The 21352-nt window shown below is 48.7% G+C and carries 21 protein-coding genes and 1 pseudogene; 15 read left to right on the top strand and 7 right to left on the bottom strand.

Annotated features, from left to right (window positions below; translation table 11 throughout):
• Positions 1–12 precede the first annotated feature (12 nt).
• The 12 genes from ACN6NF_RS24580 (at position 13) to ACN6NF_RS24525 (ending at position 10399) form a co-directional block, all read left to right on the top strand.
• A complete protein-coding gene (locus ACN6NF_RS24580) occupies positions 13–828 on the top strand; it encodes an ABC transporter permease (RefSeq protein WP_474320109.1) in 816 nt (271 codons plus the stop codon).
• Entirely contained in the window at positions 828–1724 is an 897-nt protein-coding gene (locus ACN6NF_RS24575) for an ATP-binding cassette domain-containing protein (RefSeq protein ID WP_474320108.1), read from the top strand. The genes ACN6NF_RS24580 and ACN6NF_RS24575 overlap by 1 nt, the downstream gene beginning before the upstream one ends.
• Positions 1721–2497, top strand: coding sequence for an ABC transporter ATP-binding protein (locus ACN6NF_RS24570; protein WP_474320107.1), 777 nt, complete (start codon positions 1721–1723; stop codon positions 2495–2497). Before ACN6NF_RS24575 ends, ACN6NF_RS24570 begins: the two co-directional genes overlap by 4 nt.
• Positions 2498–2639: 142 nt before the next feature.
• Complete coding sequence (nikA, locus tag ACN6NF_RS24565; protein ID WP_474320105.1) at positions 2640–4265, top strand: nickel ABC transporter substrate-binding protein; 1626 nt, start codon at positions 2640–2642, stop codon at positions 4263–4265.
• Between the two features lie 46 nt (positions 4266–4311).
• Positions 4312–5262 carry a nickel ABC transporter permease subunit NikB gene (gene nikB, locus ACN6NF_RS24560; RefSeq protein WP_474320104.1) on the top strand — a complete coding sequence of 317 codons (951 nt, stop codon included), beginning with the start codon at positions 4312–4314 and terminating at the stop codon, positions 5260–5262.
• An 11-nt stretch (positions 5263–5273) separates the two neighbouring features.
• Positions 5274–6086 (top strand): nickel ABC transporter permease subunit NikC, encoded by an 813-nt coding sequence (gene nikC / locus ACN6NF_RS24555; protein WP_474320103.1) that lies wholly within the window; start codon positions 5274–5276, stop codon positions 6084–6086.
• 16 nt (positions 6087–6102) lie between these two features.
• Positions 6103–6924 (top strand): ABC transporter ATP-binding protein, encoded by an 822-nt coding sequence (locus tag ACN6NF_RS24550; protein WP_474320102.1) that lies wholly within the window; start codon positions 6103–6105, stop codon positions 6922–6924.
• Between the two features lie 41 nt (positions 6925–6965).
• Positions 6966–7775 (top strand): nickel import ATP-binding protein NikE, encoded by an 810-nt coding sequence (gene nikE / locus ACN6NF_RS24545; RefSeq protein WP_474320308.1) that lies wholly within the window; start codon positions 6966–6968, stop codon positions 7773–7775.
• Between the two features lie 140 nt (positions 7776–7915).
• On the top strand, positions 7916–8725 hold the full coding sequence (locus tag ACN6NF_RS24540; RefSeq protein WP_013373735.1) for a transporter substrate-binding domain-containing protein: 810 nt from the start codon (positions 7916–7918) through the stop codon (positions 8723–8725).
• A gap of 30 nt (positions 8726–8755) precedes the next feature.
• The gene (locus ACN6NF_RS24535) at positions 8756–9472 is read left to right on the top strand and encodes an amino acid ABC transporter permease (RefSeq protein WP_016822612.1); all 717 of its coding nucleotides are present in this window, start codon (positions 8756–8758) and stop codon (positions 9470–9472) included.
• A 4-nt stretch (positions 9473–9476) separates the two neighbouring features.
• Complete coding sequence (locus ACN6NF_RS24530; RefSeq protein WP_016822613.1) at positions 9477–10235, top strand: amino acid ABC transporter ATP-binding protein; 759 nt, start codon at positions 9477–9479, stop codon at positions 10233–10235.
• An 8-nt stretch (positions 10236–10243) separates the two neighbouring features.
• On the top strand, positions 10244–10399 hold the full coding sequence (locus ACN6NF_RS24525; RefSeq protein WP_474320101.1) for a hypothetical protein: 156 nt from the start codon (positions 10244–10246) through the stop codon (positions 10397–10399).
• Positions 10400–10427: 28 nt separating this feature from the next.
• On the opposite strand, the pseudogene ACN6NF_RS24520 reads toward ACN6NF_RS24525, so the two are convergent.
• The 4 genes and pseudogenes from ACN6NF_RS24520 to ACN6NF_RS24505 form a co-directional block, all read right to left on the bottom strand.
• Positions 10428–11410: pseudogene (locus tag ACN6NF_RS24520) on the bottom strand (FecCD family ABC transporter permease).
• Positions 11407–12429 (bottom strand): FecCD family ABC transporter permease, encoded by a 1023-nt coding sequence (locus ACN6NF_RS24515; protein WP_474320100.1) that lies wholly within the window; start codon positions 12427–12429, stop codon positions 11407–11409. Before ACN6NF_RS24515 ends, ACN6NF_RS24520 begins: the two are co-directional and overlap by 4 nt.
• 1 nt (position 12430) lies before the next feature.
• Positions 12431–13408: an ABC transporter substrate-binding protein gene (locus ACN6NF_RS24510; protein ID WP_474320098.1), complete on the bottom strand. Its 978-nt coding sequence runs from the start codon at positions 13406–13408 to the stop codon at positions 12431–12433.
• A gap of 99 nt (positions 13409–13507) precedes the next feature.
• Entirely contained in the window at positions 13508–14305 is a 798-nt protein-coding gene (locus ACN6NF_RS24505) for a helix-turn-helix domain-containing protein (RefSeq protein ID WP_474320097.1), read from the bottom strand.
• Positions 14306–14419: 114 nt separating this feature from the next.
• Here ACN6NF_RS24505 and ACN6NF_RS24500 point away from each other — a divergent pair, with 114 nt between their 5' ends.
• The gene (locus ACN6NF_RS24500) at positions 14420–15433 is read left to right on the top strand and encodes an asparaginase (protein WP_474320095.1); all 1014 of its coding nucleotides are present in this window, start codon (positions 14420–14422) and stop codon (positions 15431–15433) included.
• 38 nt (positions 15434–15471) lie between these two features.
• Here ACN6NF_RS24500 and ACN6NF_RS24495 read toward each other — a convergent pair whose 3' ends face one another.
• Positions 15472–16419, bottom strand: a complete 948-nt coding sequence (locus ACN6NF_RS24495; RefSeq protein WP_474320306.1) for a Gfo/Idh/MocA family protein — start codon at positions 16417–16419, stop codon at positions 15472–15474.
• 112 nt (positions 16420–16531) lie between these two features.
• Between ACN6NF_RS24495 and ACN6NF_RS24490 the strand changes: the two genes are divergently transcribed.
• Positions 16532–17491, top strand: coding sequence for a helix-turn-helix transcriptional regulator (locus tag ACN6NF_RS24490; protein WP_474320094.1), 960 nt, complete (start codon positions 16532–16534; stop codon positions 17489–17491).
• A 42-nt stretch (positions 17492–17533) separates the two neighbouring features.
• Here the strand turns inward: ACN6NF_RS24490 and ACN6NF_RS24485 are convergent, their stop codons facing one another.
• The gene (locus tag ACN6NF_RS24485; protein WP_474320092.1) at positions 17534–17779 is read right to left on the bottom strand and encodes a DUF6953 family protein; all 246 of its coding nucleotides are present in this window, start codon (positions 17777–17779) and stop codon (positions 17534–17536) included.
• A gap of 210 nt (positions 17780–17989) precedes the next feature.
• Here ACN6NF_RS24485 and ACN6NF_RS24480 point away from each other — a divergent pair, with 210 nt between their 5' ends.
• Entirely contained in the window at positions 17990–19390 is a 1401-nt protein-coding gene (locus tag ACN6NF_RS24480; RefSeq protein WP_474320091.1) for a helix-turn-helix domain-containing protein, read from the top strand.
• A gap of 214 nt (positions 19391–19604) precedes the next feature.
• Here the strand turns inward: ACN6NF_RS24480 and ACN6NF_RS24475 are convergent, their stop codons facing one another.
• Positions 19605–21347 carry an ABC transporter substrate-binding protein gene (locus tag ACN6NF_RS24475; protein ID WP_474320090.1) on the bottom strand — a complete coding sequence of 581 codons (1743 nt, stop codon included), beginning with the start codon at positions 21345–21347 and terminating at the stop codon, positions 19605–19607.
• Between the last annotated feature and the right edge of the window lie 5 nt (positions 21348–21352).

The following is a 21352-nucleotide window of genomic DNA, read 5'->3' as shown; positions in this document are numbered from 1 at the left end:
GGGAAGCTGAGAATGAAAAAGATACGGCTTTCCTTTAGAGGAAGCTTGCTGGCAGGGGGCGCACTGTTTGGCCTGATCGTGCTGCTTGGGTTGCTGGCTCCATGGGCCGCTCCTCATGATCCTCTGCATGTGGACCTTCTGAACCGTTTGGCACCACCCAGCCGTAAATATCTTTTCGGTACGGATCATCTGGGTCGGGATGTGCTGTCACGGCTCATTTATGGAATTCGGACAAGCGTGCTAATCGCTTGTGCGATTACGGTAGCTACGCTGTGTATTAGTCTGCCCACAGGCTTGCTCATTGGTTATGTGCGAGGACGCGTGGATCAGCTGATTATGCGGGGAATCGATGGCGTACTGGCTTTTCCCGATATTATCTTAACGGTGGCGATTGTGGGTATTTTGGGGCCGGGTTTCGTCAACATGACCTTAGCGATTATTGCGGTACGGTGGGCGGGCTATGTCCGCTATATCCGTAGTTTGGTTCAAAAAGCCTGCCAGGAGGACTATGTACGGTATGCCCGTTTGTCCGGCAATTCACACGTGCGCATACTAAGAAGTTATGTATTGCCACAAGTATGGCCGCAATTATTGGTATATGCGGTATGGGATATTGGACACGTGGTGTTGATGATCGCGGGGCTATCCTTTCTTGGGCTGGGTGTACAGCCGCCCAAGCCAGAGTGGGGTGTGATGCTGCATGATGCAACCTCGTATTTTCAGGTGGCTCCGCATGTTATGATCTTTCCGGGTTTGGCGATGATGCTGTTTGTGCTTGCCTGTCAGCTTCTGGGTGATCATTTTTCAGAAAAGGGGGCGGCGAAATAGTGGGAAAACGAACAGTCATAGGGTGGAAGGATACAATAGAGCAAGCTTACGTACGAAAACCGTTGTTACACGTGGAACATTTGGAGATTAGTCGTACAGGTGCAGGAGCAGGCGGAAGCGGGAACGGGAGCAATCCGCTACTGCGAGATGTGAACTTTTCCGTTTACCCAGGGGAAATTGTGGCTCTGACTGGACCAAGTGGATGTGGCAAGAGCCTGACCGCACACGCAATCGCGGGTATGCTGGACCCAAGTGTTGGTGTTACGCAAGGGTGCATCTACTATAACGGGGAAGACATTATCCCATTCCATGAACAGCGCTGGCAAAGACTGCGCCGTGAGGATATTGCCCTGCTCATTCAACAATCGCTGAGCGGGCTGAACCCGATCCGTACCGTCCGCGCCCAGCTGACGGATACGCTTAGACTGCACGGACGGCGCCAGATGCATGCCCAGAAGAGGCAGGCTGATCTTGTCCCGTCCCACACTGCATCACAGCAGACCTCACGGATGCGACAGATACTGAACCGTGTCACGGAGCTGGCTGGAGGCCGCACTACTCCAGGGCAGGAAGCTTATTTGTGTTCTCTGCTCCGCAAGGTCGGTTTTGCCGATCCTGAGTATATTCTGTCATCATATCCTTTTGAACTAAGCGGAGGTATGTGCCAAAGGGTGCTGCTGGCTGCAATGTTAAGCTCCGGCCCACGTCTCTTTATTGCCGACGAGCCCACTACAGCGCTGGATGTGATCAACCGTGACAAGGTTCTGGCATTGCTTTTACAGTTGAGAGAGGATTTCGAGCTCACTATTTTGTTGATTTCACATGATCGCCAGGGTATGAGTCGCGTAGCAGATCGAGTATTGGAGATGACCCCGGAAGGAAGGATGCAACCGTGATATTGGAATTGAAGAACGTCACCAAAGCTTATCCTGTCCGCAGACGGAGAAAAGGCTGGTTCAATACGAAACAAAGTGAGCAGGTAATAAAGAAAGTGAGTTTGGAATTACGACAGGGAGAATGCCTTGGACTGGTTGGAGAAAGCGGAAGTGGCAAAAGTACGCTGGCGCAGTGTATCCTGGGGCTGAAGTCCTTGACCTCGGGGGAAATCTGGCTGGATCAGCAGCCCATACATACTGGAAGGATGAAAGATATTCATCTGTACAAACGAATCCAGTTAGTCGCGCAGGACTCGGCCTCCTCACTGCATCCCCGTATGACCATTCGAGATATTCTGATGGAGCCGATTCGTAACTATTTTCCTGAGCGAAAAGTAAGGGCACTGGATATCTGCCTTTCCCTACTGAATTCGGTAGGGTTGAAGGCTGACAATCTCAAAAAATACCCTACGCAGCTAAGCGGTGGACAAAAACAGCGGGTGTGCATTGCTCGGGCGTTGGCGGTTGAACCAGAAATCATCCTGTTCGATGAATCCGTCGCCAATCTGGATACGACAGCCCAGTCCTCCGTGCTGAACATGCTCAAAAGAATGCAGCTCGAACGTCAGTTGTCCTATCTTTTCATCACCCATGATCTTCAATCCACCCGTACGTTCTGTGATCGTGTTGCCGTCATGGTTCAGGGAGAGATCGTGGAAATATTTGAGGATTGGGATGAAGAACTAGTGAAGCATGAATACACGCGTACTCTATTTCAAACGTTGGCGGATTAATCCATAAATTTAATATTATGCAAATTCAAAATAAATAAGAGCTTTGCTTGTCGAATATTGTTGACAAAATATAATGTGGTACCTATTCTAAATATGATTATGATAATCATTATCACATATATAGAAAAGGGGAAATACATTGATGTCCGTTCGACACCGCAAGACTGCCACCTTTATGTTGGTAACGCTCCTCTTATTATCCGTTATTCTGGGCTGCGCGAAGCAGGAGAACACACCTGCATCCACCTCTGCTAACGGAGCTGCCAATGAAAAGTCGATCACGCTATCGTGGCCACGGGACATTGGTACAATGAATCCTCACGTATACAACCCTTCCCAGCTTTTTGCACAATCCATGATTTATGAGCCGTTAGTCAGCTACAAGCAAGGAGGTAAGCTGGAGCCTGCTTTGGCTGAATCTTGGACCATATCCAAGGACGGCAAGACATATACGTTTAAGCTGCGTAAAGGTGTGAAATTTTCCGATGGAACGCTATTTAATGCAGCGATTGTCAAAAAGAACTTTGACGCTATTATGAAAAATGAGAAAACGCATAGCTGGCTTGGTATAGTAGGCGTTCTCGACAAAACTGAAGCTGTAGATGACAGTACGTTTCGAATGACGCTCAAAGAGCCATACTACCCAGTTATTCAGGATCTGTCTGTCGTTCGCCCGTTCCGTTTTCTGGGTGAAGCCGGTTTCCCGGATGATGGAGATACGTCCAAAGGAATTAAGAAACCTGTAGGTACAGGACCTTGGATGCTGGATGAATACAAGCAGGATGAGTATGCAACTTTTAAGCGTAATCCGAATTATTGGGGTACTGCACCGAAGGTGGACAAAATCACGGTCAAAATTATTCCCGATGGTGAAACACGTGTAATGGCCTTTGAAAAAGGCGACCTGGATCTGATCTATGGAGAGGGTGTCATTAGTCTGGATGCTTTCAAACAGCTTCGCGACACGAATCAATATGTTACCACGTTGTCCGAGCCTGTCGGCACAAGAAGTCTGTTGCTCAACTCGTCCAATCCCAAGTTGGCAGACCTTCGGGTGCGTCTGGCACTCCAGCATGGATTTAACAAGCAGGCGATGGTGGAAGGCGTAACCTCGGGGCTGGAGGAAACAGCAGATACGGTTTTATCTAAAAACTATCCGTATACGAATGTCGACTTACAGCCAATAGGCTATGATGTGGAAAAATCCAAAGCATTGTTGGATGAGGCTGGCTGGAAGCTGCCCGCAGGCGGCACAGTTCGGGAGAAAGATGGACAACAGCTGGATTTTGAGCTGATTTTCGATAAGACCGATCCGATTCAAAAGGCGATGGCTGAAACCATTCAGGCTGAATGGGGAGAGCTGGGTGTCAAAGTGAATCTGACCGGACTGGAGCTGACGGTTCAAATCAAGCGGCTTAGATCCAACCAGTTTGATCTATATTTCTGGTACAACTATGGTGCGCCTTATGATCCGCATTCCTTTATTAATGTTATTGCCAAGAAGAGCTTCGGAATTTCTGAGGTGCTGAGCGCCCTTCCGATGAAGAAGGATCTGGATCAGCAAGTACACAAAGCACTTTCATCGACAGACGAAACCAAGCGTCAGGAGCTGTACGCCTCAATCTTGAAGACACTTCAGGAGCAATCTGCAATTGTGCCTATTTCGTATATTAAGAAAACGGCAGTGTATCAGAAAAAGATTACCAACTTTGTATTCCCAGCTAATCGGGATGAAAATCCATTTGAGGGAATTGAAATTGGAAAGTAGCTGAAACGGGAAGGTAACGTTAATTTACAGGATAGGAGGACAACTTATGATTAGCTATATCGGGAAGCGAATGGTAGCGGTCATCCCTATTGTTCTCTTTGCCACCCTCGTTACCTTTGCACTCATTCATATTTCACCGGTTGATCCGGCTGAGGCTTACTTGACGGCTGCCCATATTTATCCTACCCCGGAAATTCTGGAGCAGAAGAGGCATGAGTTCGGGCTGGATCAGCCATTGCTGACACAGTATATGCATACACTTGAAAGAATCAGCCGGTTGGACTTTGGTACTTCGTATCTGACCAACAAGCCAGTGTGGGATGAGGTGAAGGCTCGATTGCCTGCCACTGTTGAGCTGGCCTTAAGCAGCATGGCATTATCCATCGTGGTGAGCATCCCGCTGGGTGTATTGGCGGCGATGCGTAAAAATGGCTGGATCGACATACTGAGTCGAGGGATTTCGTATTTCGGGGCATCTATTCCCCAGTTCTGGCTGGGATATTTGTTAATCTTCTTTTTCTCTGTACGATTGGACTGGCTACCTGTAGAGGGTCGGGGAACGTGGCAGCATCTGGTGTTGCCGACGTTGACTCTGTCGCTGGTTCTGATTGCTTTATATACGCGCCTGTTGCGCTCCAGTGTGCTGGAACAGCTTCAGGAAACGTATGTCCAGTATGCCAGAACCAGAGGAATACGCGAGCGTGTGATTATGCTCAGGCACATACTCAAAATGGCCATTACTCCGCTAATAACAAGTATGGGCATGAACCTGGGCAAGTTGCTGACTGGAACGATTATTGTGGAGCAGGTGTTTTCATGGCCTGGGTTTGGCCGTTATTTCGTGGAAGCCATTTTTAACCGGGATATTCCCGTCATACAATGCTATGTGTTTTTGGCGGCATGCCTGTTCATCGTATGCAATTTGCTCGTTGATCTGGTGCATTTGTATATGGACCCCCGAATTTCTTCGAAGGGACGAGCAGAGCAGTGCAGATAAGGTTGCGTAAAATGTTCAAAGGTCAAAAGGTAATCGTGGTTTGCTCTGTCGTGCTGGTAGCCCTTTTTATCATAATGGCGCTGGCTCCATGGCTGGCTCCACATGATCCGGTTAAAGTCAATTTACTGCATAAGCTGGAAGGCCCCTCAAAAGAGTATTGGCTGGGGACGGACCATCTGGGTCGGTGTAATCTATCCCGGCTACTGTATGGAGCGCGAATTTCGCTCGGCTTTGCGACATTAATTTTCTTGTCCTCGCTTAGTATCGGTGTTGTGATCGGATCAGTTGCAGGTTATTTGGGCGGTTGGGTCGATAGTGTACTGATGCGGTTTTGCGAAGGCATTATGGCGTTTCCCAACTTGGTGCTTGTGCTCGGCATTGTCGGTATTTTTGGGCCGGGTCTCATGCAGGTGTTGTTTGCCTTGATGCTGGTGCAGTGGGTGTACTATGCCCGAATGTGCCGCAATATGGTCGTCAGTCTGAAAGAGCAGAATTTTATAGCGGCCGCGAGGATCAGCGGCTCTTCCTCAGGGGCCATTATCCGGCGCCACATCATTCCGAATGTGCTGAGGCCGATTGTGGTCATTGGTACGCTAGAGATGGGCTGGGCGATCATGGATATCTCCGCGTTGTCATTCCTGGGTCTAGGCATCCAGCCGCCGACTCCTGAATGGGGAGCCATGATCCATGAGGGAACGGGATACATCCGCAGTCATCCGGAATTAATGATTTATCCAGGTATCATGATTCTGGCGGTGGTAATGGCCTTCAATATATTGGGAGAGGCGTTGTCCGACCGATACGGAATTGCCAAACGTCAGTAAAACAGGAGTGACAACGATGGAGGACACGGCGAAGATGCAGGTGCTGAAGGTCAGTGGCTTGCAGGTAAAGCTCAAAACTGATGCAGGGGCGATATCTCTGCTAGAGCCTATCCATTTTAAACTGAAAAAGGGGCGGGTTCTGGGTCTTGTCGGCGAGAGTGGTAGCGGCAAAACAGTAACCTGTAACGCGCTTCTCCAGCTACTGGATCGCCAGACGATGGATGTGGAAGGCAGTGTCCGTCTGAATGGACGTGAGTTGAATGGAATGCCAGCCGAGGAGATGCGCCGCATTCGGGGCAAGGAAATTGCTTTCATTATGCAAAATCCGATGAGGGCTTTTACGCCAGTATATACGATTGGGGCTCAATTTATGGAGACGATCCGCACGCATACCGGATTAAGTAAACGACAGGCCCGTGATCTTGCTGTAGCGGCTCTGGAAAATATGAATCTGCCCGATCCAGCCAAGCTAATGAAGCGTTATTCGTTTCAGTTGAGTGGCGGGATGTTGCAACGGGTCATGCTCGCCATTTCCATGTGCCTGCGGCCAGCAGTGGTTATTGCGGATGAACCGACGACGGCACTTGATGTGGTCAATCAGCTACAGGTGCTGAGAGAGCTGGATCGCTTGCGTACGGAATATGACACGTCTATTTTGCTGATCTCGCATGATCTGGGTGTCATCTCCCAAATGGCGGATGAAGTGGCAGTGATGCAGCGGGGACGTATTGTTGAGCAGGCAGGGGTGTTTCAGTTGTTCGACCAGCCACAGCATGAATATACGAAGATGCTGCTGCAGGCCAGACCCAAGTTAACCTTTCAGAGCATAAATCAGTAGGGTGGCTAGTCGCCTGTTGGATACTTTCAAAAGGGGAGCGAATACGTGTGCTGCAAGTGAAGGAAGTAACTCATAGCTATAGAAAGCGCAAATGGCTGGGCCGCTCCGAATCACGTCTCCCTGTGCTCACTGATGTGTCGCTTACCATAGAGAGCGGATTTTGTCTGGGACTGCTGGGAACCAGCGGAGCGGGGAAGAGCACGCTGGGCAAGGTTATTCTGGGGCTGGAGAAGCCGCAGGAGGGTCAGGTACTGTTTCAGGGGCAGGACATCTATAATGGGAGTCCTCAAGTACGCAGGGGATTGCGACGGGATATGCAGGTTGTATTCCAGGACTGCTATTCTGCTGTAAACCCTCGCATGACCGCCGGACAGATTGTCGGAGAGCCTTTAGATAATTACGAGCGGTTATCAGTGCAGGAACAAAAAAGAACGATAGAAGGCCTTCTGGAGCGGGTGGGTCTCAAGCCGGAGGATCGGAATAAATATCCGCATCAATTCAGCGGCGGACAATTACAGCGGATCAATATTGCACGGGCGATTGCGCTCAGACCCAAGCTGATCGTGCTGGATGAGTCCGTCAGCAGTCTAGATATGGTTCATCAGATGCGCATTTTATCCCTGCTAGGAGAACTGAAAACTTCATTTGGATTGTCATATCTGTTTATCACGCATGATATTCGGGCGGCTTACGCCGTCTGTGATGGCATTGCTGTGATGGAGCAGGGGAGATTAATCGAGTGCTGTGATAAGAAAGATCAGATTTTTGAATCTGCTCATCCGGCTGTGCAACGTTTGATTTCGTCCATTTTACCGGAGCACCCTGCAGACCGTCTTCCACTTTATGAATAACAACCGACCCGCAAGGGTCTTTTTTTGTGCAATATCTGGTTAGATAATCGAAATGAAATTTGCTAGTTGTATTATTTGAATAACTCGTTATAATATAAAATCATAGTAAATTACTTGGATTTCAAAAGGGGATATCACTTATGAAGAAATCTGCTTTAGTAGCAGCGATTGGCCTATCTCTTGTGTTATTAACGGGTGCTTTGAGTGGATGTTCCTCGAAGGAAGCGGCATCAGGGGATAAGGTACTCTATGTGGGGACACAAAATGACTACCCGCCGTTTGCTTTTACGAATGATAAAAATGAGCTGACCGGATACGATGTGGAAGTAGTTAAGGAGATCGATAAGAAGCTGGACGGCTATAAGATTGAATTTGTACCTTCGGGCTGGGATGCGATATTCCTTGCGCTGGATGCGAATAAAGTTCAGATCATCGCAGATGAAGTGGCCAAAAATCCTGAGCGTGAAAAGAAGTATTTGTTTTCGGATGAGTCCTATTTCTCGGCTCAGTCGGTTATTATTGTGAAAAAGGGTAGAACGGATATCCATTCTCTCAAGGATTTGGAGGGCAAGAAGGTAGCCGCCTCGGTAGGCGATTCCTATACGCAGTTGCTAGAGCAGTATAATGCGAAGAACGGGAACAAAATTATTTTAAAATATAATGATACAGGCACTTCGTCCGATAACCTTCAAGATGTGCAAAATGGCCGAGTGGACGCTTATGTGAATGATCCAGTGATGGCGGCAGCAACGATAAAGAAGGAAGGCTTACAGGTGGAAGCTGTGGGCGAGCCTGTGCAAAGCGATAACATCAATTTAGTGTTCAAAAAGGATAAGCAGGGTGAAGAACTGAAAGCTAAAATCGACCCGATTATTAAAGAGCTTAAAGCGGACGGAACACTGAAAAAATTGTCTGAACAGTGGACAGGCGGAGAATTTATTCCTCAGTAATCACAATGTAAAGAGTAGAGTGGGGTTCCTATGGAAAAGCTGTTTGATTTAGATTATATGCTGAAAAGCCTTCCCCAGATCGTGGAGTATCTCCCCGTTACCTTATGGATTGCGTTTGTCTCCATGCTGCTGGGTGCGATCATCGGGTTAGCTACGGCCTTAATCCGGATATACAAGGTGCCTGTCTTGGCACCCTTGTCTACATTGTATGTCTCGTACATCCGGGGAACACCGCTCATTGTGCAGCTGTTTCTCGTATATTACGGAATACCCAAGTTTTTGTATTATTTTCAGAGCGAATATGGCTTCTTGCAGCAATTCAATGTCTACGTCATTCCACCCGAGCTGTTTGCGTTACTCTCATTTTCATTGAACCTTGGGGGATATTTGTCGGAGACGTTCCGGGCAGCGATTCATTCGGTCGATCGGGGACAATTTGAGGCTGCCAATTCCATCGGTATGAGCCAAACACAGATTATGCTCAAAATTGTATTGCCACAGGCGCTAACGGTGGCTTTGCCCAATTTGGGAAACACACTGATCAGTACAGTGAAGGATACGTCTTTTATCTTTATGATTGGTGTCGTCGATATGATGGGACAGGCCAAAATTATGGGCGCGCGGGCGTTGGCTTTTTTTGAGGTCTATGTTGCGGTGTCTTTGATCTACTGGCTGGTGTGCATCATTATTGAGCGCGGGCTTGTTGTGCTGGAGAAGCGTATCCGAATATACGAAAGAAGTGAGTAAGGGCATGATTCAACTTCATCAAATTCATAAGCATTTTGGGCAGCATCATGTGTTAAAGGGCATAGACCTGACGGTAGGCAAGGGAGAAGTCGTGGTCATTCTCGGCCCAAGCGGATCGGGGAAGTCTACACTGCTGCGCAGCATTAATTTTTTGGAACAGCCGACCAGCGGTAGCATTGAAATTGATGGTCTGAAGGTAGATGCGGCCAAGGCCGGAAAAAAGGACATTCTCGGACTGCGGATGGCGACGGCAATGGTATTTCAGCAATATCAGCTATTTAAAAATTTGAATGCACTCCACAACGTGATGATTGGTCTGACCAGTGTGAAAAAGATGGATCGCAAGCAGGCAAGGGAGATCAGTGAAGGCATTTTGGAAAAGGTCGGGTTAAAGGATCGTATGACCTATTATCCTGCCCAGCTTTCGGGTGGACAGCAGCAGCGTGTTGCGATTGCCCGCGCTTTGGCGCTGAATCCGCAGGTGCTGTTGTTCGATGAGCCGACATCCTCGCTTGATCCTGAGCTGGTGGATGAAGTGCTGTCCGTGATTCAAAAGGTGGCGAGTGAAGGCAATACGATGATTATTGTAACGCATGAGCTTGGTTTTGCGAGGGATGTAGCGGATCGGGTCGTGCTGATGGAGCATGGTGCGATCGTAGAACAGGGACCGGTGGAGCAGTTTTTCAATCATCCGAAAGAAGAGCGGACACGGCAATTCCTGGGCAAAGCTTTGGGACAAAGAACGTTACAGGAGCAACCGTAATCCGTAAAGTGACGTGGAAAGGGGTAGAACTTAGAGTAAAAAGCACGTTAGACTTATCGCAGGAGAAGGGAAACCTGCGTATGTCTGACGTGCTTTTTGACGTGCTATATATAGATGCATCAGGCTACTGGTGGATGTACCCGGAGAATCCCCGGGTAGAATGAAAGGTCTTTTCCCGTGGGTATCGGGGAATCAGAATGATCTTCTGCTGCGTTCCCTCCGCAGTAAATATACAAAATAAGGAGCACCCACAAGTGCTGTCATGATCCCGACGGGTATTTCACGTGGAACAATGAGCATTCTGCCCAAAATGTCGCCCAGCAGCATCAGATTCGCTCCCAGCAGGGCAGCCAGCGGAATCAGCCACTGATTGTGGCTGCCAACAAATCTTCGAGCCATGTGGGGTGCCATCAGTCCGATGAAGCCGATGGCGCCGACCGCTGAGACTGAAATTCCCGCCAGTGTAACGGCAAGCAATAGAAGCAGCAGGCGCTGGCGAGTCATATGTACCCCGAGGGAAGTGATGGTCTCATCGCCCAGTTGGTAAATATTCAGCTTTCGGTAGCTGCCCCAGGCCAAGGGCAGCAAGACAATGATCCAGGGCAGCAGTGAGATGACCTCCCGCCAGCTCCGGCCCCATAGGCTGCCTGACATCCAGAGCAAAGCCGTGTTCACATTGGTCGGATGCATTATGATGAGATACTGCGTGGCTGCCATGAGGATGGCCCCCATAGCGACCCCGACCAGGGCTAGAGCTGCTGGAGCCAGCGTAAGTCTGCGGCTGAGCAGCAGCAGAATCAGGAATGTTCCCACGGCTCCGCCAAACGCCGCCAAGGGCAGGATATAGGCTGGAGACTGGGGGAACAGGAAAATCACAGCCGCCGCTGCGAATCCGGCTCCTTTGGAAATGCCGATCACGTCAGGACTGGCTAGCGGATTGCGAATCAGGCTTTGCAGAATAGCTCCTGCCACGGCTAGTCCCATGCCTGCCAGCAGTCCAACCAACGTCCGGGGTAAGCGAACCTCGTATACGATAAAATGAAAACGGTGTGCGTATCCAGCAGAGCCGAGCCGACATCACGCAAGGGAATAGGAAGTGCTCCCACACTGACCGAAACAATACCGAGCAGGAGCAGCAAAAGCAAGGCCGCCGCAAGATAGAAAGGTCTGGTCATCGTGTCCCCCTCCTTTTTTTACGGGCCAGATAGATGAAAAACGGCCCTCCGATAGCAGAGGTTACAATTCCTACGGGCGATTCGAACGGAAAAGAAATGATACGGCTGAGCAGATCCGCATACACCAGCAGCAATCCCCCGCCAAGCGCCGTCATCGGAACGAGCAGCGAGAGACGTGTTCCGACCAGCGCCCGGGCGATGTGGGGCACGATCAGACAGACAAAGCCGATCGGTCCACATACAGCCACGGCTGAGCCTGCCATTATGATAACCAGCAGCAGAGCCAGCGCTCGAACAAGAGGGACGCGCTGCCCCAGCCCGGCTGCGATCTCGTCCTCCAACAGCAGCAGTCGCAGGGCTGGCAACAGCATAACGAGCAGCGCAAGACTCACGATGAAAAAGGGAAGAATCATTCGTACCTCCGTCCAGCCCGCCTGGCTGACAGAGCCAGCCAGCCAGAAAATCATGGACTCCGTAGAGTACTGATTTAATATAATGAAGCCCTCTGTTAGTGACGACAGCATGAAATGAATGGTGATGCCCGCCAGCGCCAAGCGAACAGGCTGCTTGTCTGCGGATCCAGCCAGCGACCAGACCAGCCATGCACCTGCCGCCGCTCCGGCAAAGGCCATCAGCATCGTGGATGTTGCCGATAGCTGTGCGGATAAGACGAGTCCCAGCACCACGGCGAGAGAAGCCCCAGCGTTAATGCCAAATACATGTGGTGAAGCCAGCGGATTTCGTGTGGTGAGCTGGGTCAACAGCCCCGCCAGAGCCAGCAGGATACCGACCATGCAGGCGGTCAGGGTGCGCGGCAGGCGCAGCGTCTGAATGTACAGATGTACCTTGTCGCTGTGCTGATAGGTCAATGCTTGATACAGTTCAGCCCACGATATAGAGGCGGGGCCCCATTTGAGGCTGAATAACAAACCTAGGATTAGCAAAACGAAAGATACTAAAAACAGGAAGAGCAGAAACCGCGAACGGCTCTGCTTCTTTGAGGATATGGAATGGATCATTTTATTTCTCTCCCAGGCTGTTTACGATATCCTCGGCTATTTTTTCACTTCCCAGCATCCCACGGGACAAGGACCAATTGCGCCGTTCTACCGTAAATACACGGTTGTTTTTAACTGCGTCTATTTTTTTCCACAAGGGATTGCTTTCCCACTGGTTCACGATCGTTGCAGGGTCTGTCGGCATCAGGAACAGCACCTGTGGATTGGCTTCAACCAACTGCTCCAGTGTCAGCTCGGGGTATGCCTTGTCGCTGTGCACCGGATCGGTAAAGCCTAACAGCTTCACAATGGAGCCAGTATACGCATGGTCCGAATGGGCGAAGAAGCCTTTGGGATTGACGACAGCAGGCAGTACGGTCAGAGAGGTGTTCTTCAGCTTCTTTTTGGCTGCATCCATTTTGACCTGATGTTCTTTTAGGCGTTTTTGAGCCTCTTCACTTTTACCTACGGCCGTAGCGAGGATCGTGTAGTTTTTTAGCATATGCTCATAGTCTGCCTGAAAATCGTCCAGTGCCAGCACTGGGGCAATGCCTTTCAATTGAGTTAGGGCGTTTTTGTGCTTATTAATATCCACAATAATCAGATCAGGCTGCAATGAGCTGATCAGTTCAATGTTGGGTTCATAACGGGAGCCTACGGAAGTGTAGTCCTTCAGCTTGCTTTTCACGGAATCCATGAACAACTCAGGCGTACCGTCATCGGCAATTCCGATAGGCTGCACACCCAGAGTCACCAGCATGTCCGTAAAGCTGAAATCCATTGAAATAATACGTGCAGGCTTGCCTGGTAAAGTGACAGTTCCGAGTGCGTCCTGAACGGTGATACGGTCTCCATCAGATGAACTGTCCGCTGGTTGGGAACCCGTCGAATTGCCGTTTGCCGCAGTCTGATTCGTGGAGGATGAACTACAAGCTGCCAAGCTAATAGCGAGCAGTAAGGTGAAGGTGAGGCCGAATATACGTGTAAACCAATGATGCATCCTGTTTCCTCCTGATAATAATAATTATTCTCATTTGAATTTTAGCGGCAACCTCTCCTTTATACCATGTCTGATTTGTAGACGTCACATGTTATATTATTAGATTCTTTGAAACTGGGTGGGGGAGCAGCCGACTTCTTTTTTAAAAATACGACTAAAATGAAAATAATCCGTAAATCCGACCCGTTGAGCGACTTCCTTGGCTGGAAGTCGGGTCTGCTGGAACATTTGCTTCGCTTTTTGGATACGGAGATGACGTAAATACTGGGTCATGGTCATGCCAGTGGCTTTTTTGAACAACACCGTGTAATGTCCTTCGCTCATGCCCGCCCGATCAGCCAGAAGCGGCAAGGTCAGCTTGAGCATATAATGCTCATGGATATAAGACAGGGATTGTTCAATAGATACCGATGAGTTGTGGTTGTCCTGCACCATATGCGTCTCATAGATATAAATGGATAGCAAGCGCTCCAGAAGCAGTCTTTTTCGAAATTGCCGGGCCGCCTTTTCCACGCCAGCTTCATCCTGAATGCTTGGGGGTGTTGTTCGTAGCAGCTCGTCCAGCATATATTTGATTTTGTATTCACTCAAGGTACGCAACGGACCATGCAGCGTCCAATCCGTGGTTTCGCCTTGCAGCACGCGATACGTAAGCACGATATATTCGGCTTCCCGGGTTTTGGGGACCTGAATGCTGCAAGCGCCATATTGATTATGAAAGGCAAAGCCCTGCGTGAAAATAACCGGCTCTTGGTCTTGAGCTGAGAGAGTGACATGTCCGTGCAGCGCAACAATCAGGAGATGGCTGTCGGAGCCAGGATGCAGGGTCTGAGAGGTGTTGCCGTATTCGATATGCTCCAGCAACGGGATGACGTTTGCTAGCTGCTCCAGATTCATGAATGCACCATCCTTCATTATTTCTTTTCTTTAGCAAAGTAGCTAATCACCCTTATTCATGATAAATTCTAAGAACAATAAAGTGAAGTTGTAATCGGGAAGGAACATTGGCAAATGAAAAAGGTTTTGTTCATTAATACCGGAGGAACCATTTCCTCCTCCTATCAGGAAAACGGTCTGACTCCAACCCAATCGGCTGAAAATATTTTGGCTGAAATTCCGGAGCTCCAGGAGATTTGCGAGATTGATGCCTACAATCTGATGAGCATTGATAGCACCAATACACAACCAGAGGATTGGGCTTCCATTGCCCGAATGGTACATCGTTCGCTCGATCAATACGACGGTATTGTTATTGCCCATGGCACGGATACGATGGCTTATACGGCTTCAGCTCTGAGCTTTATGTTGGGGACTGTAGACAAACCCGTTGTTGTGACAGGTTCACAGGTTTCCATTTTGGCGGAGCACAGTGATTCCAAAAAAAATGTAATCGATTCATTCCTGACCGCATGTGGCGAGGTGGCAGGGGTTTTTGTCGTGTTTAATGGCAAGATTATCAACGGTAGCCGCAGCTCGAAGATCAGAACACGCAGCTATAACGCCTTTGAGAGTATTAACTATCCGTACATAGGTCTCGTGGAAAACGGTAAGGTGGTCTATACGGAGGGTGTGTTTGCAAATCGTGCTACCGTTCGTCACCCATACAATGACAGGTATGCTTCTGAAGTATTTCTGCTCAGGCTGATTCCGGGTACGAACCCGGCGATTTTTGATGCGATTCAGAGCTTGGGCTATAAAGGTATCGTCATTGAGGGCTTTGGCATGGGCGGCGTGCCTTTTAAAGAAAGGAGTCTCATCAGTAAAATTGAGGAGCTGATGAAGGACGGTATGAGTATTGTTGTAACCACTCAATGTCCTTATGAGGGCGGGGATCTGACGATTTATGAGGTAGGACAGAAGGTGTTGGAGAAGGGTGTCATTCCCGGGTATGACATGACAACAGAAGCGCTGGTAACGAAAATGATGTGGGCGTTGGGCCAGACGACTGACCCGGCTGAGGTAGCCAATATTATGGCAACGAACTACGCAGACGAAGTATCCCTGCCTGCGGATACAGCTTCCTGATAGGAAGCTAATTTCCGAAAGTACGGGCTAACTACCGGCTAACGCCGAGCTTGCTCCAGTCTGTTTTTAATCTCAATGGCCATTTCCAGTGCTTGTACGGCCGACTCCAATGGAATCAGACATTCCGCATGTCCGCCAAAGCAATCAAGTGCATGATCCCAACTTTTTTCGTATGGATTGGCGGATTCGAGGTTGATTTTTTGCTGTCCTGATGCGGTATACTCAAATAATGCGGTGGGTATGGGATCGTTTTCGTCACTCTCATGAAATACCAGCTTGGCTTTTTCAAAATAAGCTTCATAGGCCACCGTGAAAGGATAGCTTTTCGGCATATGGGAAGAAGCGATGACTTCTGTGAATGTATCCCGATGCTGAAAATAAGCCCGAACTTGTGCCTGTTCGGGATGGACTACCTCTGTACCCCACACTGTATATGGATCACAGGGACCCCATAGCCAGGTGAATAAATCCAGTTCATGAATCATGAACTGCGTAGGGATGGAACTTAGTCCAAGGTCTCCCCACAGGGGAGGGGTTTCTCTTTTCAAGGACAAGGAAATGAGTTTTCCGTATTTTTGTTGGCGATAAGCCTCGTACAGATAGGTATAGGCAGGATCAAACTTAATGAACTGGTTGACCAGAATTTTTTTGCCATATTGCTTCTCAGCTTGTTGCATAAGAAGAGCGTCTTCGAGATGAAAGCAAACCGGTGTTTCACAAAATACATGCTTCCCGTGCTTTAGCGCATCAATGGCATGTGACCTATGCAGGTGGGAGGGCAGGCATAGATCGACGATATCCACGTCCTGATCCAGCAGAATATCCTCTATATTTTGTGTGACTTCTACGTTTAGCTCCTCTTTCAATTGTTGTAGCTTGGTTTCGTTCCTTCCAAATACAATGATTCTGTTTACCTTGGGATGGTTGTTTAACAATGAGGCATGATACGCGCCGAATCCCGTCCCCAAAATTCCAATATTCATTATCCATTTACACCCCTTTACTTCTATGATACACACCTATTGCTGCCAACAGGGTGTCAACAATCTTTGCATCATCTTTTCATTTCGGGTTAACCATCTATTTGGAGGTATGATTGTGAGACTGCATCGTTTAATCGCGATTTTATTATGTATCGAATCTAGAGGGAGAATGAAGGCCAAGGAATTGGCGTTGGCACTGGAAACCTCTGTACGCTCTATTTACAGGGATATCGACCTTCTGGCTGAATCCGGAGTTCCGATTGTTACTGCATCCGGCCCGAAGGGCGGAATTTATTTAATGGAGGGTTATACGGCGAATCTGAAGCAGTTGAATGGCGGGGATGTCATTCAGTTGTATTTAACGGGGATGGGCATTTATACGGGCGGGTCCACGGAATCAGGTTTGAAGTTAAAGAATACTTTGCTCAAACTGGAACAGACGATGCCGGCCCCATATCAATCTGATATTCGGAAAGCCAAAGCGCGGTTTTATTTTGATGATACACCGTGGTGGACGGAACGTGTAGTGATTCCTTGCCTGGAAGCCGTGAGGGCCGCAGTGTGGGGGTCCTATAAAGTAACGATTCAATATGAGAAAGCTGATGGCTCTTGCACTTCTCGCCATGTACATCCCTATGGGCTTGTGGTGAAAAAAGGAGATTGGTATCTTGTTGCTTTTTGTGAAGTCGGGCAGGAGATTCGGACCTTTAAGTGTGAGCGAATTATGGAGATTCAGCCGTTTGCCGAGGTCTTTGAGGTTCCTGAGGATTTTTCGCTGGAACATTATTGGACTAATCGAGAAAGCGCATTCAAGCGGCTTTGTAGTGAGAAGGAATATTATCCTGTGCTAATCCGAACGACTAAGAAGCAAGCTGGAATCCTAGCGAAAAGGATGGAAATCATCCAGTCTGTGCAGGAAGGCACTCACTTCATTGTAACTGTTAACATGTATAGCTATGAAGCGGCCTGCCGCGATGCTATGGAATGGATCGGCCGGGGTGAAATCGTGGAGCCTGCAACACTCCGACAGTTTGTGAAGGAGGAAATTAGCCGACTCCAGAGGATATACGGTTAAATCATCAAAAAAACATCTGCCTATGGCAGATGCTTTTGCTTGCTAAGTCCAGGCCCAGAGGAATGCATCACGATCCCAGGCAATTCGGCCACCATGCAGCTTGCGAAATGCCTTTTTTACTTCTTTTTCCAAAGATACATGACCATGCTCGCTTATAAACACATACTGCTCTCCGTATTCAGAGCGTACATATGCAATGGCATCTTCCTGTTTTAGAGTGCCCACTTCACGGATCTGAGCAACCATCCATTGTGCAATTTGTTGTTCTATAGTTGGGGTGTTGTCCATTGTCGTATCCTTTCTTGCGACTGATTGGGTGTAGCTATTCAGCTTACCTCCTGTAGTATACGGTAATTCGGAGAATTATTGAATTTTTTGATATAAATGTACTTGGGCGGTTGGCTAAGTGGGCTTTCTTTTGTATAATTAAGGGAATATTCACGGGAATTTTCTTTTTTTGTATTGTAATCATGCAAGTAATCCCTGGGGGTGCCTGGTTTGAAGGAAACAACCACAATTCGTGCAGAGCTGGAACAGTACATTCGACGAGAAGGAATTACGATTAGTAAGTTTGGGGAGAGCACAGGTATTAATGCGGGTACGATCAGTGCCATTATTAACGGTAACCGGCCGATTGCAATGCTGCTGCTGGATCGGATTGCTGCAGGCATGGGGCTTGAAGAAGGGAGCCTCTATGAGCTTTACATTGATGAGTTTATACGGAATACGGCACCGAATTGGCGACGGGTTCGTCCCTTTTTGCATCGCTGTGCAGAGCTGAACAAACTGGATTGTATTAAGCAAGTCGTGGAGTTTATGATGGACTATCTCATATACGCCCCGGCTTTATTTGAGACAGCGGAAGAATTATTCAACGAAGGCAGGCACGAGGCTGCGGCCATTATCTATAAAAATGTCGCGGAAAGCGAAAAGTATCAACATTCCGAGCGGCTGGCACTCTGCCAATACCGTTTATTTACGATTGCCATTGGCGATGACCAGGATGAAAATTTATGGGCAGCCACACATTTTGAAAGCTTTGTGGAGCGGTTGGGTGAGGCAGACCAATTGGATGCCTTAAGAGACTTGGCTAATACGTATGCCTCCTTGCGGCGTTGGGATAAAGTAGAATGGTTTGCTGAAAAAATGGCTCAAAAAGCCAAAGTACAATATGAGCAAAAATACGGAAATAACAGAAAATCAGAGCGTGGCAAGGAACCTAAGGGACCTTTGTTTATGTATATTGTATATTCTTACGTGCTGCGTGCCGGGGTGTGGGATGAGCGCGGGGATTATCAGAAGGCGCTGGAATATGTATCCCTGTACTCTGATTTGAGCTGGGTGCAAGAGGATACGGAAGAGGCGCGGCGTTTGAAGGCCCTTTGTAGCAACTGGGCTGAGGCCAACAGGTATTTGTATCAATTGATGTCCGGTAGCCTGGATGTGATTCCACAGTATGTAAATTATTTGGAAAAAAATGAGGGCGAAATTCTGGTTGGGTTACATAAGATAATGGTAGCGGCCAACCGTTATGATTTTAATGTAGATCATGTACTGCAGCACTTTGAAAAACAAATTGAGGCATTTGCAGATCAGCATGCCAAGGTAGGCACCTATACCGAGCAAATGTCAGCAGATCTCTATGCACGATTTTTGGCAGAGTTGGCTTGTTACGATCTCAACAAACATCGTTATTCCAAAGGTATGAAATTCCTGCTCGAGAGCCTTTCCTATTCTGTCGTGCTGAATGGTAATCCTGTCACCATCAAGTGTGTAGGACTATTTGAAAAGTATCGGCATACTGCCACTTCTCAGGACAAAGAGGAATATAAAAACTTACTTGGAGAGGTAGAGTACATCCATGATAAAAAAGATCGTTTTTTCTCTGCTCGCATTTAATGTTTTTATCCTATTGAATCTTCCACCCGTTCCCCCTCCTGTGGAAGATCCTAGCGATGTCCACAGCCATGGGCTCGGGGGATGGGCAACGTCATGTCATGAACCATCGGCATAGAGAGTCTAGATAACACTTAAAAAAGGTATTCTCTTATGAAGAAGAGGATACCTTTTTTATTTGGAGGTGCATGTGAAGGTTGAAGGAGCGCTCTTGTTGTCAAGAGTGGGGAGCTGGAGGTTGGGCAGGTGGAAACCAGACATGACGCAAATCCACCCAGCCCTGACTGTTAAAGGATACACCGCGTACAGAAGGGAGATAGGCTGTCTGGACGGGCTTTTCATATAAGATATGCAGCTGGTGCTCATCCATGAGCCGAGTTTCGATCTGTTCAAATTGCTGTGCCCTGATGATATGATCGGCTTCCCGTGCAATTTCGCGCAGCAGTCTTTCGATATCCACACGGCTATGCGGCTCCACATGCCCGGATACATTGAGATACAGATCAAACAGGCGCAATTGCTCATCACGGTCACGAAACAGAGAAAAGATGATTAAGTCTGACTCCATACGAATGGATGAACTTTTGAATTCATTCATGGATGCGGCCACAATGTTACACGTATATCCACAGGATTCGAGCTGAGCTGCGACCCGTTCTGCATCCGCTCTATACTCGGGAATGGTGGCAATTTGTAACGCCGCCAGTGGTTCGCATGAATCGTTAACGTTAGATGAATCCACTGCTGAAGGAAGGGGGCGATGATCCAGACATGCTACAATGCGAGCACGTATTATCGGGTTGCGCAGCGGTCCATCCTTGTGTGTGTTACATGTGATAAATTTGCGTACCGAAGCTGCTGAGTGAATCTGGCTCCATGCGGTTTCCGTGTCTCTTGCCAGTATAGGATTATGGATAATGTGAAAAGAAGAAGCGGTGTCTTCCATATCCGACGACTCCAGCTTAGTCGCCCACGGGAGTTGGACGATTTCCACCCGATCTAGATGAGCACGGCCCTGAAAATAAGGGGCAAAAGCCTCAAGTGTGCACAGGCTTTCGTTCATTTCCGTGACCTTGAAAGCTCCCGTACCGATAGGACGGACGCCAAAGGCGGCTTCACCCACCTGATTAAGCTCACGTGGTACAATTGCAGCCCGGCTGGTACACAGAAAGGATAGAAATAGCTCGTTCGGCTCCTTTAGAACAAAGCGTACCATCGTCGGACTCAGCGCCTGAACGTGCTGAATTTGCCGGACAATAAAATGGTAAAGTCTCCTTCCCGGCGCCCGACTCAGTCGCTCAAAGGTATAGACGACGTCTTCCGCGGTCAGTATTTTGCCGTTATGAAACAGCACTTCTTTACGCAGGAAAAAGGTCCACTGCGTACGAGTGCTGTCCACCTCCCAAGCGTGCGCCAGTCCCGGCAAAATCTCGCCGCTCTCGTTCGCCCGGCGGGCCAGCCCGTCAAAGACATGGCTGGATACGAAGGACTCGGCGAGCCAGTTCAAGTACAACGGGTCCAGCGTATAGAGCTGCTGGCGAATGGGCAGACGCAGCGTGTCGATCTGCTGCTGATCACTGCGCACCTCCGCATGATGCCCGAAATAATTCAGCAGCCAGCCCTGTAAATGCTCCTGCATGGTGGAGGAGCGTGAATGAACTCGGATTTCATCCAGCGCGCGTTTGATATCATGGCGGTCTATGGCTTGCATCATGGATTGTACGGCAATGTCTTCCGGCTGAATGAGGAAGCGCAGACTGGAGCGGCGGCCTCTGCCTCGGCGAGGGGTCCATTGTACCCAGTCGTGCTGCTCCATTTTCTGAATGATCATCAAGGCGTTGCGGTGGGTGCAGTCAAAAATAGCCGCCAGCTCATCCAGCGTAGTCTCTATGGTATGGTTCTCGTCCCTGTCGTCAGCTGCGTGGGAGTGAAGCCGTAAAAATTGGGCGTGAAGTTTCATTTAGG

It is taken from the genome of Paenibacillus sp. TSM33 (assembly GCF_056099025.1).
The sequence above is the reverse complement of the archived record's forward strand: the minus strand, read 5'-3'. Positions and strand labels throughout refer to the sequence as shown.